The sequence below is a fragment of the Acinetobacter sp. AG1 genome (genome assembly GCF_001005525.1).
Taxonomy (GTDB): domain Bacteria; phylum Pseudomonadota; class Gammaproteobacteria; order Pseudomonadales; family Moraxellaceae; genus Acinetobacter; species Acinetobacter modestus.
The window spans coordinates 86,681-101,146 of record NZ_LBMZ01000122.1 but is presented as its reverse complement, the minus strand read 5'-3'; the positions used below and the strand labels follow the sequence as shown (position 1 = coordinate 101,146).

General features: G+C 40.3%; 10 protein-coding genes, 2 tRNA genes and 1 pseudogene. 5 read left to right on the top strand and 8 right to left on the bottom strand.

Going from position 1 to position 14,466, the window contains the following annotated elements:
- Nucleotides 1-29: 29 nt before the first annotated feature.
- Entirely contained in the window at nucleotides 30-2,600 is a 2,571-nt protein-coding gene (ponA, locus tag AAV96_RS15525) for a penicillin-binding protein PBP1a (protein WP_081407498.1), read from the top strand.
- A gap of 19 nt (nucleotides 2,601-2,619) precedes the next feature.
- Here ponA and AAV96_RS15520 read toward each other — a convergent pair whose 3' ends face one another.
- From AAV96_RS15520 to AAV96_RS15485, 8 genes and pseudogenes are all read right to left on the bottom strand, one after another.
- Nucleotides 2,620-3,438: a methyltransferase gene (locus AAV96_RS15520; protein ID WP_046739953.1), complete on the bottom strand. Its 819-nt coding sequence runs from the start codon at nucleotides 3,436-3,438 to the stop codon at nucleotides 2,620-2,622.
- 58 nt (nucleotides 3,439-3,496) lie between these two features.
- Nucleotides 3,497-4,615: a phospho-N-acetylmuramoyl-pentapeptide-transferase gene (mraY, locus tag AAV96_RS15515; protein ID WP_046739952.1), complete on the bottom strand. Its 1,119-nt coding sequence runs from the start codon at nucleotides 4,613-4,615 to the stop codon at nucleotides 3,497-3,499.
- Nucleotides 4,616-6,025: a UDP-N-acetylmuramoyl-tripeptide--D-alanyl-D-alanine ligase gene (locus tag AAV96_RS15510; protein WP_046739951.1), complete on the bottom strand. Its 1,410-nt coding sequence runs from the start codon at nucleotides 6,023-6,025 to the stop codon at nucleotides 4,616-4,618.
- A gap of 22 nt (nucleotides 6,026-6,047) precedes the next feature.
- Nucleotides 6,048-7,559 carry a UDP-N-acetylmuramoyl-L-alanyl-D-glutamate--2,6-diaminopimelate ligase gene (locus AAV96_RS15505; RefSeq protein ID WP_413772446.1) on the bottom strand — a complete coding sequence of 504 codons (1,512 nt, stop codon included), beginning with the start codon at nucleotides 7,557-7,559 and terminating at the stop codon, nucleotides 6,048-6,050.
- Nucleotides 7,560-7,562: 3 nt separating this feature from the next.
- Nucleotides 7,563-9,396 (bottom strand): annotated as a pseudogene (gene ftsI / locus AAV96_RS15500) (penicillin-binding protein PBP3).
- A gap of 10 nt (nucleotides 9,397-9,406) precedes the next feature.
- Nucleotides 9,407-9,745 carry a cell division protein FtsL gene (gene ftsL / locus AAV96_RS15495; RefSeq protein ID WP_004660120.1) on the bottom strand — a complete coding sequence of 113 codons (339 nt, stop codon included), beginning with the start codon at nucleotides 9,743-9,745 and terminating at the stop codon, nucleotides 9,407-9,409.
- Complete coding sequence (rsmH, locus tag AAV96_RS15490) at nucleotides 9,745-10,668, bottom strand: 16S rRNA (cytosine(1402)-N(4))-methyltransferase RsmH (RefSeq protein ID WP_046739949.1); 924 nt, start codon at nucleotides 10,666-10,668, stop codon at nucleotides 9,745-9,747. The genes ftsL and rsmH overlap by 1 nt, the downstream gene beginning before the upstream one ends.
- A gap of 197 nt (nucleotides 10,669-10,865) precedes the next feature.
- Nucleotides 10,866-11,861, bottom strand: a complete 996-nt coding sequence (locus tag AAV96_RS15485) for a sulfate ABC transporter substrate-binding protein (protein ID WP_004660116.1) — start codon at nucleotides 11,859-11,861, stop codon at nucleotides 10,866-10,868.
- A gap of 464 nt (nucleotides 11,862-12,325) precedes the next feature.
- Between AAV96_RS15485 and AAV96_RS15480 the strand changes: the two genes are divergently transcribed.
- The 4 genes from AAV96_RS15480 (at nucleotide 12,326) to AAV96_RS15465 (ending at nucleotide 14,421) form a co-directional block, all read left to right on the top strand.
- The gene (locus AAV96_RS15480; protein WP_413772447.1) at nucleotides 12,326-12,571 is read left to right on the top strand and encodes a DUF4179 domain-containing protein; all 246 of its coding nucleotides are present in this window, start codon (nucleotides 12,326-12,328) and stop codon (nucleotides 12,569-12,571) included.
- 105 nt (nucleotides 12,572-12,676) lie between these two features.
- On the top strand, nucleotides 12,677-14,185 hold the full coding sequence (gene gltX / locus AAV96_RS15475; RefSeq protein WP_046739948.1) for a glutamate--tRNA ligase: 1,509 nt from the start codon (nucleotides 12,677-12,679) through the stop codon (nucleotides 14,183-14,185).
- 58 nt (nucleotides 14,186-14,243) lie between these two features.
- Nucleotides 14,244-14,319 (top strand) — tRNA-Ala (locus AAV96_RS15470).
- Between the two features lie 26 nt (nucleotides 14,320-14,345).
- Nucleotides 14,346-14,421, top strand: a tRNA-Glu gene (locus AAV96_RS15465).
- The last annotated feature ends 45 nt before the right edge of the window (nucleotides 14,422-14,466 follow it).

The following is a 14,466-nucleotide window of genomic DNA, read 5'->3' as shown; positions in this document are numbered from 1 at the left end:
CCATTCGCTCTTATTAAAACTTACTTATTATGAAAAAGCTATCCAGTTCTGGTATTGTTCGTCCATTTTTTTTGATGCTTATTATTATATTAGTCTCACTTCCAATGGGATTTTATGGCATGTATCTCTATCTAGCACCCTCTTTGCCTGATATGAGTTCATTAAAAAAGGCACCTTTACTAAAACCATTGCAAGTTTACACGGCAGATAATAAGTTAATTGCAGAATATGGCGGCAAACTTTCCATTCCGGTGAAATACGAACAGATTCCACCAGCGTTTATTCATGCATTTCTAGCAGCAGAAGATTCGTCATTTTTTGAGCATAATGGGATTAGTTTTAAGGGCTTGGGGCGGGCACTAACAGAATCTATTACAGGGTCAGATGTACAAACTGGTGGTTCAACCATTACCATGCAGGTAGCAAAAAACTATTATTTGAGTCCAGAACGAACACTTAAACGCAAACTAACTGAAGTTTTTCTCGCTCGCAAAATCGAGCAAAATCTCACCAAACAAGAAATTCTAAGCTCATACGTAAATAAGATCTTCTTAGGCAAAAATGCTTACGGAATTGCTGCAGCTGCACAAATCTATTACAACAAAAATATTAATCAACTTACCATTGCCCAAATGGCAATGATTGCAGGATTACCTAAAGCACCATCAAAATACAACCCTGTCGTAAATCCTGAACGCGCGCTTGAACGCCGGAATTGGATTTTAGGGCGTATGCTACAACTTGGCTATATTAATCAAAGTCAATATCAAAAAGCTGTTGCTGAGCCAATCAACCTTAATATGATTGATCGCTCTGTCAGTAACGTTTTCCCGTATGTTGGCGAAATGGTTCGTTCAGAATTGGTTGAGAACTTTGGCGAGCAGGCGATTGATTCAGGATATAAGGTGTATACGACTATTGATAGTAATCGTCAACGTTATGCTGAAGAATCAATTCAAGACGGTTTAGAAGCATATGATCGCCGGCATGGTTGGCGTGGACCAGAAGCACATGACAAACCTCTTAACCAGTTTGTTCCATATGCAAATACCTATCCAGCACAAGTCATAAAAGTTAATAACAATTCTTTTGATGCTTTGATGCAAGATGGCTCAACAGTTACCGTAAATTGGGCAGGAATGTCATGGGTTCGCCCTTATCGGAATGCTAACAGTGTAGGCGGCGCTATGTCGAATGCTTCACAGATCGTTAAAGTGAAAGATATTATTCGATTACGCCCCAATGAAAACAAAACTGTTTGGTCTTTAGTACAAGTTCCTAAAGTTCAGGGTCAGTTGATTGCCTTGAATCCAAATGATGGCTCAATAGAAGCTGTTGTTGGCGGCTATAGTTTTTATCAATCTAAGTTTAACCGTGCGTTACAAGGATGGAGACAACCAGGTTCAACTATTAAACCATTTGTTTATGCATTGGCACTTGAACGTGGTATGACACCTTATAGCATGGTGAACGATAGCCCCATCAGTATTGGCAAATGGTCTCCAAAAAACTCAGATGGGCGTTACTTAGGTATGATTCCTCTACGCCGTGCATTATATTTATCAAGAAATACGGTCTCTGTTCGTTTATTACAAACTGTGGGAATTGAACGCACACGCCAACTATTTATGGATTTTGGATTACAAGAAGATCAAATTCCTCGCAACTACACAATCGCATTAGGAACACCTCAAGTACTCCCTGTGCAAATGGCAACAGGCTATGCAACTTTTGCAAATGGCGGTTATCGCATTCAACCCCATTTTATTAAACAAATAGAAGATGCATCAGGCAAAGTAATTTATGAAGCAAATCCAGAATATGCTTGTATTCCATGTATTAGTGATCCAAATGCCTATGCAACAGCCGATGCTATTCAAGAGCAAGATGCTGTAAACGAAATCACCAATCAAACTTTAGATGATGTATCTGCCGCATCTGAAACTGTTGCATCTAATTCTCAAACAGCCGCAGCGACAAATAGTAATTATCGCCAAGCGCAACGCATTTTGAAGTCCAGCTCAGCTTATGATATGGCTAATATTTTACGCGATGTGATTCAGCATGGTACGGGACGAGCGGCACTTAAAATCGGTCGGGACGATTTAGGTGGAAAAACAGGAACAACCAATGATGCAAAAGATGCATGGTTTGCAGGTTTTAATGGCAAGTTAGTTGCAATCGCTTGGGTTGGTTTCGACCAACCACGCACACTCGGTCGACGTGAATACGGCGGAGTTGCTGCTTTACCAATTTGGACAAATTTCATGGCGAACTCACTTAAAGATACGCCATCGGCTTGGGTACATTTCGATAAAGACGCGAAAGATCCAATTTCATTCGACAAATTACAACTGGAGAAAAATGAAGGGCAAAAAGAATATCGTGCTTCACCACCATTAGCACGCCCACTTTATCGTCCTGCTCCAGTTGCACCAACTCGCTCCGCGCAAACTGACTTCTCAGATTTACCAGATACAACACCATCTGATGAAGAGCAAATTATTGTTCCCGCGAAAAAACAGCCGCCAGCGATGGGAACTGCATCACCTCAAAAAGAACATGATGGTATTGAAAATTTAATTAATAATATTCAATAAGTAAATTCAAAAGAAGCCATCAAATTGATGGCTTCTTTCTTTTTTGGAATACATAAATTTGAAAAGCGGCTGTCACTAAGAAATGCTGTTCTTGTTCTAAAATCATTCTTCGCTCAGGATTCGCTTTATAAGCATAAGGTGTCATAGCAATCAAATTTTTTAGCGCTTGTTGATCTAACTCGATTACACTTTCGACAAGCTGTTGCTGCTGTAGTTCAAATTGACTATCTAGCTGTTCTAAAAATTTTTCTGGTTCGTGTAAATTTACTTGCTCAAATAAAGCTTCACGCAACCTATAGAGATGTCGAGGTGCAGGTGTCACCACAATCAGATGACCATTCTCTTGAAGAACACGTGTGATCTCTTCTTGTGGAATTGGGCTAAATAAACTAGTACATACATCGATTGAATGATCCTGTACGGGCAATGTTGCACCCGTCCCAACAATCCAAGTGACTTTGGAATTGAGTTTCGCGGCTCGTTGTACAGCAGTTTTAGCAATATCCACACCTATACAGTGTTGAGTATGCGCTTGCATCGCACTGGTGTAATAACCTTCACCACAACCAATATCTAAAATAGTTTTCGGCTTGAGCCGCTGCAACAGTTCAACAACCGCCTGCTGTAACGGCTGATAAGCACCTGTTTGCAAAAATTCACGACGGGCCAATACCGACTCTGCAGTATCCCCTGGTGTCTTACTATGCTTATGCTGTACGACATGCAGATTGACATAACCTTGTTTGGCGACATCATAATGATGGCCTTTTTCACAACGCCAAGAACGCTCAACCAAATTCAATGATTGGCGACAAACAGGACACATCAATAAATTCATCTATTTTCTCCAAACATAAAAAAAGCTGGTGATCACCAGCTTCTTTTTGAATCATGGTTTAACGCAACTTTAAGGTCATTAAGCCTAACACAACAAGGAAAATGGTAATAATCCAAAAACGAATAACAACCTGTGTTTCCTTCCAACCTTGTTTTTCATAATGATGGTGTAAAGGTGCCATCAAGAAAACGCGCTTATTTCGCATTCGCAATGAACCAATTTGTAAAAATACAGAAACGGCTTCCATTACGAATACACCCCCCATAATCGCAAAAACGATTTCTTGGCGAACCATAACAGCAATTGTACCTAGCATCGCACCTAGTGCTAAAGCCCCGACATCACCCATGAATACTTGAGCAGGATGCGCATTATACCAAAGGAAAGCGAGACCTGCGCCAACCATAGCTGAACACACCACAACCAGTTCAGAGGTATATTTTACATAGGAAATATGCAAATAATTGGCAAACCGAATATCACCTGATAAATAAGCAAATACACCCAAACCTGCTGCAACCATCACAATTGGCATAATTGCCAGTCCATCCAATCCATCTGTCAGATTGACTGCATTTGATGCTCCATTAATCACTAAATAAGTGAAAACTATAAATGCTAGACCAAACGGCACCGCTGAAAGTGGAATGGAGAGATTCTTAAAGAAGGGAATCAGCAAATCTAGCATATTTGCAGTATTCACTGGATTATCTTGTTGTTTTGCAATTAGATATAAAGCAATACCAGCACCTAATGATGCCACAGAAGTCCAAAAGAATTTTTTACGTGCAGGTAAACCAGCATTATCTTTATAACGAACTTTAATCCAGTCATCTGCCCAACCAACAGCACCAAAAACCACCATAACTCCTAATACAATCCAAACATAAGGGTTTGATAAATCAGCCCATAATAAGGTACTAATACCGATTGAGAGCAGAATTAAGATCCCACCCATCGTTGGTGTTCCCATCTTCTTCGCATGATTTTCAGGAGCAAATGAGCTTACTGCCTGACCATATTTTAAGGCTTGTAATTTCCGGATCATCACGGGCCCTAAAGCCAAGCCAATGGTCAAAGCAGTTAATACACTCAACAAAGAGCGTAATGTTAAATAACGAACCACTTGGAAAGAGCTGTTATAGCCTGCCAATTGTTCAAATAACCATAACAACATTTAAATCTTCTCCATCAAGTCAGCCATCAACGTTTCCATATGGGTATAGCGAGAACCTTTAAATAGGAAACTCATGTGCTGGGGTTGATGTGTCTCTACTAAACTCATTAAAAATGACAAAGCTTGCCCCTGATTCAGAAAAGCTTGTAATTTTTTACCGTATTGTGTGCTTCTTGCACCTTCTTGAGTGGCAGGTGAGAATTCACCCACTGCAACTACAAAATGAATACCTTGCATCGAAACCAAATCTCGGCCCAACAAATAATGTTGTTGCGCTGCTGTACTTCCAAGCTCACCAATATCCCCGATTACCATCACTTTAATGCCCGTTTGTTGAGCAAGAACTTCTGCTGCTGCACGCATTGAAGTTGGATTGGCGTTATAAGTATCATCAATGAATAAGTGATTTTGGTGTTGAATAAAATTCAGACGCCCTTTGGCACCCTGTGCTTGTTCTAAGCCTTGTACAATATCATCAAGCGCAATCCCAATTGCCAAGGCAAATGCTGTTGCAGCAGTTGCATTTTGCACATTATGTGCACCTGCAAACGGTAGATCTACTGTACGGATACCCTGTGGAGTATGTAAATTGAATTTTGCTGATTGAGGATGTAATTCAACATCTGTCGCAAATACATCTCCACCCTGACCAAAACTCAGAATTGAATGAGTTTGAGCATTTTCACGAATGGTCGCTGTAAAATCATCATCAGCGGGAACGACCGATATCCCCTCAGGCAAAATATGCGAATAGATTTCTGATTTAGCGCGACAAATGCCCTCGCGACCACCAAATTCACCCAAATGCGCTGTGCCAATATTCAAAATCCCCGCCACATGTGGCTGCACCAGATTAGAGGTGTAATCAATTTCACCTTGGTGACTGGCACCTAACTCCATCACAGCATATTGATGCTCCTGACGCAGTTCCAGCAACATCATCGGCACACCCAAATCATTATTCAGGTTGCCACGCGTGATCAAGGTTGGTGCTAAACGAGATAAAATACTACCCAACATTTCTTTCGTGGTGGTTTTACCACTACTGCCTGTTAAAGCAATCACTTTCAACTGTGGATTTTGCTGACGGCGATACGCTCCAAGATGTCCTAAAGCCAAACGCGTATCTTTGACGACGAGTTGTGCAATATCTGCATCAATTGGGCGCTCTACAATTGCAATCTCACACCCTTGCGTCGCCACTTGAGCGATAAAGTTATGAGCATCAAAGCGCTCACCTTTTAAAGCAAGAAATGCATCGCCCGCCTCAGCGTGACGAGAGTCAGTCAAAATACGCTTAATTTCGCTTTGTGGAATCTTATGATTATGCCATTCACCTTGAGTCGCTTGTTGTAATTGCTCTGCTGTCCAAGGTTCTAGTGGAACGGTGCTGGTTGTTGAAGTATGCATACGCTTTATTTACCTTTTAACCTTAGTGTGCAGGATAAGCTGAATCTACAGGATGCGGCTGAGCATTAATCGCAGATTGCACTTCGACTACATCATCAAACCAGTGACGAACTCCATCTACTTCCTGATAGTTTTCATGACCTTTGCCAGCAATCACTACAATATCTCCAGCTTGAGCTTGAGCGACCACAAATTTAATCGCTTCACGACGATCATGAATTTCATGTACGCTGTGTTCTGCAAAATCAATTCCCTGCTTCATATCAGCAAAAATCTGTTCAGGGTTTTCAGTTCGTGGATTATCCGAGGTGAGAACCACAGGATTAGCATGATCAAGCGCAGCCTGAGTCATTAAAGGACGTTTACCGCGATCGCGATCACCACCGCAGCCAAATACCGCCCATAGTTGTCCAGTGACATGACGTTTCAACGTGGTTAACACCTGAATCAATGCATCGGGTGTATGTGCATAATCAACGACAAATAAACGATCTGCATCTTGAATGACTTGCATGCGTCCTGGGGCACCCTTAAGTTGCGGGACGAATTGCACTAAATCTGCAAGCGAAAAACCAGCATATTCTGCTGCAATCAAGCTTGCTAATAAATTTTCTACATTAAAATGTCCAAGCAATGGGCTTTGCACAGCAAATGTACCTGTTGGACTAATCAATGTAAAACTTGTACCACTCAATCGATATTGCAAATGATCAATATGATAATCCGCAGAAGTTTGAGTCAAAGAATAAGTCAAAATTTTCGGTTTTGATGGATTCTCTTTCGCAGCAGTCAGCATCACGTTTGCATGTGCATCGTCGATGTTAATCACAACGACTTTTAAAGTAGTAAATTTAAATAATAGCGCCTTAGCTTCTGCATAAGCCTCTAAAGTACCGTGATAATCCAAATGATCACGACTTAAATTACTATAAACTGCAATTTCAAGATCGCAACCATTCAGACGACCTTGTTCCAGACCATGGGAACTCGCCTCAAGTGCAACAAAATTAGCCCCTTGTTTAGCGTAGCCATGTAAGGCTTGCTGCAATTGCAGCGCATCCAAAGTGGTATGAGTCGATGGGGTCAAATTTGGCAAGATACCATTGCCCGTTGTCCCCATCACGGCACAACCTTTCGCTTGTGAGCTGACTAATTCTGCAATTAAACGTGAAATCGTCGTTTTACCATTGGTGCCAGTCACAGCAATTCCTCGTAAAGCTGTAACAGGGTCAGTCACCTGTAAATATTTCTTTTGCAGTATCCCTAAAACTTCCCTTAAATTGGGTATATAACAAACATTATCCTGATGTGAAAGTTCTTCTATTTCAGTTAAAACACCTATCGCACAACGTGCTAATGCCTCATCTATGTGCTCTTGAGCTTTCCCTAAATTACGATTTATCCCCTGCAATGCAATAAAAATTTGACCTGGCAAAACGTTTCGACTGTCTAAACAAAAACCTGTAAAATCATATTGTTCTGCCCATTTTGGCATAGGTTGTTCACCCACCCAAATCTCTACTAAAGTCGACATAATTTACCTACGGATTGGATTTTATAGAGGTATCAAGTGGTTTATCTAAAGGTACATTCAGTAATCGTAGCGATTCTTGCATAATTCTCGCAAAAACGGGCGCTGCAACGAGACCACCATAATAACGACCTTGAGGATTTTCAACGACGATAATCATCGCCAGACGAGGATCACTCACTGGAGCAACCCCAGCAAATAAAGCACGATATTCATTACTCGAATAACCTTTACGGTCAGCTCGTAATTTATGTGCCGTACCTGTTTTACCACCAACACGATAACCAGGAATATTGGCCTGTGTAGCTGTACCACCAGGCATAGTAACCTGCTCAAGCATCAATAACACTTGATCTGCAATCTTAGGATCAAGTACTTGCTTACCTTGAGGTGCTTGATCTAATTTTCTTAGACTTAATGGCATCTCCACACCATGGTTTGCGAGCATGGCATAACCTTGTGCAACTTGGAGAATGGTTGCGTTTAAGCCATAACCATACGCCATCGTACCCAACTGAGACGGGTTCAACTTATCACCCGAATACAACAGACCTGCGCTCTCACCTGGGAATTTCACATCAGAACGATGCCCAAAACCAACACGACGGAAGAATGAAGGTACAGCATCCTTTGGTAGTGACAATGCGAGTTTTGCTGAACCCACGTTAGATGATTTAACAATAATACCTGTCAGGGTTAATGCACCATAGTTGTGTGTATCACGAATGGTATGCCATCCCAACTTCATTGAACCTGGTGAGGTATTAACGATTGTGTTCGGCGTGTATTTGCCACTTTCTAAGGCAGCCGCAACGGTAAATGGTTTCATCGTCGAACCCGGTTCGAACATATCAATTGCACCACGGTTACGCATTGCATCTTTGTTGGCTAAACCATTTTTATCATTTGGGTTATATGACGGCCAACTGGTCATTGCTAAAATTTCGCCAGTTTTTACATCTACAGCAATAGCGGTTGCCGAACGAGCATTATTTGCAACACCAGCAGCTGTCAATTCACGATACATAATATATTGCAAACGTGAGTCGATACTGAGTGTGACATTTTCACCTGACTCGACTTCTTTAATCACTTCTGAAACTTTAAGACGGTTACCTTTTTTATCCCGAATAATTTTTTGTTCACCATCGACGCCTGACAACTGTTTATTCAGTTGCATTTCTAAACCTTCAACCCCAACCCCTTCACTATTGGTTAAACCAATAATTTGTGCATTCGGCTGCGGTTGCGGATAGTAACGCTTATACGTCTTTTCGGCGTAAACCCCTTGAAAGTTTCGCTTGGTAATGAGGTCAGCTTGCTGCGGTGGAATTTCTTTTTGTAGTACCAAATAACGTGAGCGTGGACGAGCTTCCATTTGCTTTTTGAGATCAGCACGATCTACACCAACCACATCTGCCAACTCATCCAAATTCAAGTTTTTATCAGGTAATTGACGTTTTAATTTTCGGTTATGTGGATCTTTTTTTAATTCGGCAGTAATTTCATCAAATTGTTGTTTCGTTTCCCAATAATCTCTTGGGTCAATCACAATTTTCATAATTGGTGTACTAATCGCTAAAGGCACTCCGTGGCGATCACTAATCACACCACGCATTGCTTCTAGGCGTTCCGTACGCAAAATATTAGCATTCGCTTTATTTTGTAAAAAGTCTTTATTGACCACTTGCACATAAAATGCACGTGCAATCAACACAATAAAGCACAGTAACACCGTGCCCCAAAGCAAATAAAATCGCCACATGTCTAAAGCAAGTATTGGTCTTTCAGAAATAGACTGCTGTTTTTTTCGTATTGGTTTACTTCGCTTATCTGCCATACAGCATGCCTTATTTGTCTTGCTTTGAAGTCATAGGTAAAGAAATCACAACCGTTTGTGCTGCGGGTGGTGAAAACATCCGCAATTGTGTAACAGCACGAGAGCCAATCTGCGCAGTTGCACCAAACGTTTGTTGTTCAATCAGCAAGCGCCCCCATTCTGCATTCAGATCGTCTCTTTCACGCATATAAGCACTTAAATCACGATAATCATGACGATATTCAAACACTTGAAAGACCACCATCATTGCGCTTGTGAATACCATCGCAATCAGCACAGCATACACTACAACTTTTTTCAGTCCTTTCTTGCTGCTAGATATGATCTCATCATCATTCTTTTTATTCATTATCTGCCTTTCTGCTCTAAACGCTCTGCTACACGTAACCATGCACTACGTGAACGAGGATTTGCTTTTACTTCTGCTTCACTCGCACGAATACGAGACACTTTCTTTAAACGTCGAGTATCAATCTGTGCTTGAGGCATTCCCCAACCATGATCTTCCGCTAAAGTTGATTCTTTTTGAATAAATTGTTTAATCAAACGATCTTCCAAAGAGTGGAAGCTAATCACAGCCAACTGTCCTTGTACTTTCAACAATTCTACAGCTTGCGGTAAAAACGTTTCAATATCATCAAGCTCTTTGTTAATTGCGATACGAATCGCTTGGAAAGTACGCGTTGCAGGATGTTTATGCTTTTCCCACTTTGGATGTGCAACCTTAACAATTTCAGCTAATTGCGCTGTTGTGGTGATTTCGCCTGCCAGTTTAATGGCTTTGGCAATACGGCGACTATAACGCTCTTCACCATATTGAAAAATAATATTGGCTAATTTTTCTTCTTCGATTTCAAGTAACCATTCAGCCGCAGTTAAACCTTGAGAATTATCCATACGCATGTCTAGTGGACCATCTTGCATAAAGCTGAACCCACGTTCTGCTTGGTCAAGTTGCGGTGAAGACACACCCAAATCGGCCATAATGCCGTCAACTTCAGTAATTCCAATATTTGTTAATTCCACCTGAATATCGGCAAAACTGGCATGAATAATTTTAAAACGCGGATCTTCTTGTTCTAATTGCGCGGCAACTTCAAGTGCCTGAGGATCTTTATCAAAGGCGTAAACACGTGCATTTTGATCCAATTTGGAAAGTAAGAGCTTGGTATGCCCTCCTCGACCAAACGTTGCATCGACAAAAATACCAGTATCGCGACCTGCCAATACGCCATCAACGGTTTCATGAAGTAAGACAGAAATATGCGACATAACAATAGGATCAATAGCTAAAAATGTAACTGCACATTATCACCTTGTTTTATCCCAGTACCAAACGACTTTTTGTAGAGAATTCTTAACTTTTCATAGATAAAACCGTTTTCTTATCATTTTTTATGCAACAAAAAAGCAAATACTCCGTGTATTTGCTTTCTCATATTCAATCACAAATTTTATATATAATTTATTTACTGTTTATCTGCATAAATTTGATCAAAAATCGCACCATTTATAAAGTGAGTTTTCTGCGCTTTTGCCCATCCACCAAATACATCGTTAATGCTGAATAGTTTGATCTTTGGAAATTGTTTCGCATATTTTGCTGCAACTTGCGGATTACGTGGACGGAAATAATGTTTTGCTGCAAGTTCCTGCCCTAATGGTGAATAAAGAAAATTTAAATAACCTCGTGCTAAATTGCGATTACCATCTTTATCCACGGTTTTATCTACAATCGCAACTGAAGGCTCAGCCAAAATCGAAATTGATGGATAAACAATATCGTATTTATCTTTACCTAAACCTTGGGTCGCCAATAAAGCTTCATTTTCCCATGACAGTAACACATCGCCTATACCTCGCTCAGCGAATGTAGTTAAAGAACCTCGCGCTCCCGAATCAAGTACTTTGACATTTTGGTATAATTTTTTCACTAAATCACGGGCTTTAGCATCATTTCCACCGGGTTGTTTCAACGCATAGCCCCATGCCGATAAATAAATCCAACGCGGTGCCCCACCTGTTTTCGGATTTGGGGTAATAATTTCGACACCCTCTTTGGTGAGATCATTCCAATCACGGATATTTTTCGGATTTCCTTTGCGGACAAGGAATACAACCGTTGATGTATAAGGCGCAGAATTATTTTTAAATTGTTTTTGCCAATCTTTACGAATGAGACCTGCGTTGGCAATTTCATCAATATCATTCGCCAAGGCCAATGTCACAACATCAGCCTGTAAACCATCAATTACCGATCGTGCCTGTTTGCCTGAACCACCATGCGATTGTTTAAAATCGACCTCTTGACCTGTACGCTGTTTCCAATATTGACCAAATGCTTGGTTATATTCTTGATAAAACTCTCGTGTTGGATCATAAGATACATTTAAAAACGTTGTAGCTGCCTGCGCTATGCTATTTAAACCCAAAGCAAGCAATGCTGCGGCGATCACTGTTTTCATTTATTATTCACTCATTTTCTGTATATCTGTGATCACTATATTTATTTAAAAATAATTTACAATCATATAGTTATATCAATAATTTAGAAATTATTCTTTTTTTTATATATCGTAATATTAAGGATGTATTGCAGTTAAAATGCTAAGTGTTTATTCATGTTATTTTTATTTTGAGAAAAATTATCATTCTCCACTTTTTCTACACATTTGCTTGTTAGATTTAATTTGCACATATTCTAGCCATCAGGCTTACAATACCCAAAAGTGTGTTTGTTTATTATTTTTTGTAAAAAGTGTGACGTAGTTATACTTTTTTATTAAAATTTATGTTTGAATCGTATGATTAAAGCAATACTATAGTCATTTAGTTAGTCTTTTAGACTCGAAGTCATGAAGGGGATGTTACCGTGCAAGCATCAAAACTTAAAAAAACACTATGCTTAAGCTTATTTTTGGTGTGTTCTATTCAAGTTGGACATGCAGCCGCAATTAAAGAAAACAATAATATTAAAACGATAGACAAATCGTCTTCGTTAATTGTGAAAGCGCTTGATCAACAAAAACGTAATACGGCGATGTTGCCTTCAACAGATGACGAATTAAAAATGTTGAATACGATCCGTACAACGCCAACGCAAACGTTCTTTGCAAGCCAACACGAACGTTTTTCACGCTTTGTTCAGACTATTTTTCAACCGCATACTTCTTGATCTTTTAAATATGTAACGCTCTACATGTTTAAATAAGCCTAGTCATGCTGTGACTAGGCTTTTTCGTTATAATAGTTTCAATTTTAATTTGAGCTTCGATAATTTATGAAAGTTCGTACCCGTATTGCGCCTTCTCCTACAGGTTTCCCTCATGTAGGTACTGCTTATATTGCGTTATTTAATTTATGTTTTGCTAAACAGCACGGCGGTGAATTTATTTTACGTATTGAGGATACTGATCAACTCCGTTCAACACCTGAATCAGAAAAGATGATTTTAGATTCTTTACGTTGGTTAGGATTGAACTGGTCAGAAGGTCCAGATGTGGGTGGCCCTCATGCACCGTATCGTCAATCGGAACGTATGGGTATTTACAAGCAATATGCCTTAGATTTGGTTGAAAAAGGACATGCTTTCTATTGTTTCGCAACAGCTGAAGAGCTAGACCAAATGCGTGCAGAGCAGCAAGCACGTGGTGAAACGCCAAAATATGATGGTCGCGGCTTAAAACTTTCACAAGAAGAAGTAGAACAACGCCTTGCTGCAGGTGAGCCACATGTCATTCGAATGAAAGTACCTGAAGATGGTATTTGTAAGATTAATGATTTGCTTCGTGGTGAAGTGGAGATTCCTTGGGCACAAGTTGACATGCAAGTATTGCTAAAAACGGATGGTTTACCGACCTATCACCTTGCAAACGTAGTAGATGACCACTTAATGGAAATCACTCACGTGTTACGTGGTGAAGAGTGGTTGCCATCGGCACCGAAGCATCAATTGCTTTATCAATACTTCGGTTGGGAAATGCCAACTTTATGTCATATGCCATTGTTACGTAACCCAGATAAATCAAAACTTTCTAAACGTAAGAACCCAACTTCTATTAACTACTATCGCGACATCGGTGTATTACCAGAAGCATTATTGAATTATTTAGGTCGCATGGGTTGGTCAATGCCTGATGAGCGTGAAGTATTCACATTACAGGACATGGTTGAAAACTTTGATGTACAGCGTGTTTCATTGGGCGGCCCAATCTTTGATGTTGAAAAACTTAATTGGCTGAACGGCCAATGGATTAAAGGCTTAACACCGGGGCAACTTCTAGATCGCCTATTAGCATGGAAAAGCGACCGCCAAACACTTGAAGACATTGCAGCTGCGATTCAACCTCGTATCAATCTACTCTCAGAAGCTGTGAATTGGGCTGGTTTCTATTTCAATCACATGCCACAAATCAGTAAAGAACAGTTTGAAAGCAAAAAACTGACCGAAGAACAAGTTCGTCAAAGCTTACAATTTGCAATTTGGCGCTTAGAGAGTCAGTTTACGTGGAATAATGATACTGTCAGCCAAACGCTGATGGATTTAGCCACTCAAATGGAAGTTAAACTTCGTGACTTTATGCCAGCATTCTTTATTGCGATTGCGGGTTCAACGAGTTCAACGCCTGTGATGCAATCTATGGTAACACTAGGTCCTGATTTGACTTTTGCACGTTTACGTCATGCCTTAGAAATCGTAGGTGGACCAAGCAAGAAAGAACTTAAAGTTTGGGAAAAATTAAACGAATCACTAAAACTGCCGAAAAATGATGCAAATAGTGAGAATTAATTCAGTTTAATCATTGACGTGTGAGCGCATTCGCCCTAATATTGCGCTCACACAGACTGGGGTCATAGCTCAGTTGGTAGAGCGCTACAATGGCATTGTAGAGGTCAGCAGTTCGATCCTGCTTGGCTCCACCAAACTTCAATTTGTGTTGCCTCAATAAGTCCCTATCGTCTAGAGGCCTAGGACATCGCCCTTTCACGGCGGTAACCGGGGTTCGAATCCCCGTAGGGACGCCATATTTTATGCAAAATAATTAAAATTATAATTTTCAACTAAACATT

Excerpts from the sequence above, each read along its gene's own strand:
- ftsL (WP_004660120.1), bottom strand. The coding sequence starts at position 9,745 with ATGAATAAAAAGAATGATGATGAGATCATATCTAGCAGCAAGAAAGGA.
- mraY (WP_046739952.1), bottom strand. The coding sequence starts at position 4,615 with ATGTTGTTATGGTTATTTGAACAATTGGCAGGCTATAACAGCTCTTTC.
- AAV96_RS15510 (WP_046739951.1), bottom strand. The coding sequence starts at position 6,025 with ATGCATACTTCAACAACCAGCACCGTTCCACTAGAACCTTGGACAGCA.
- gltX (WP_046739948.1), top strand. The coding sequence starts at position 12,677 with ATGAAAGTTCGTACCCGTATTGCGCCTTCTCCTACAGGTTTCCCTCAT.
- AAV96_RS15485 (WP_004660116.1), bottom strand. The coding sequence starts at position 11,861 with ATGAAAACAGTGATCGCCGCAGCATTGCTTGCTTTGGGTTTAAATAGC.
- rsmH (WP_046739949.1), bottom strand. The coding sequence starts at position 10,668 with ATGTCGCATATTTCTGTCTTACTTCATGAAACCGTTGATGGCGTATTG.
- ponA (WP_081407498.1), top strand. The coding sequence starts at position 30 with ATGAAAAAGCTATCCAGTTCTGGTATTGTTCGTCCATTTTTTTTGATG.
- AAV96_RS15505 (WP_413772446.1), bottom strand. The coding sequence starts at position 7,559 with ATGTCGACTTTAGTAGAGATTTGGGTGGGTGAACAACCTATGCCAAAA.
- AAV96_RS15520 (WP_046739953.1), bottom strand. The coding sequence starts at position 3,438 with ATGAATTTATTGATGTGTCCTGTTTGTCGCCAATCATTGAATTTGGTT.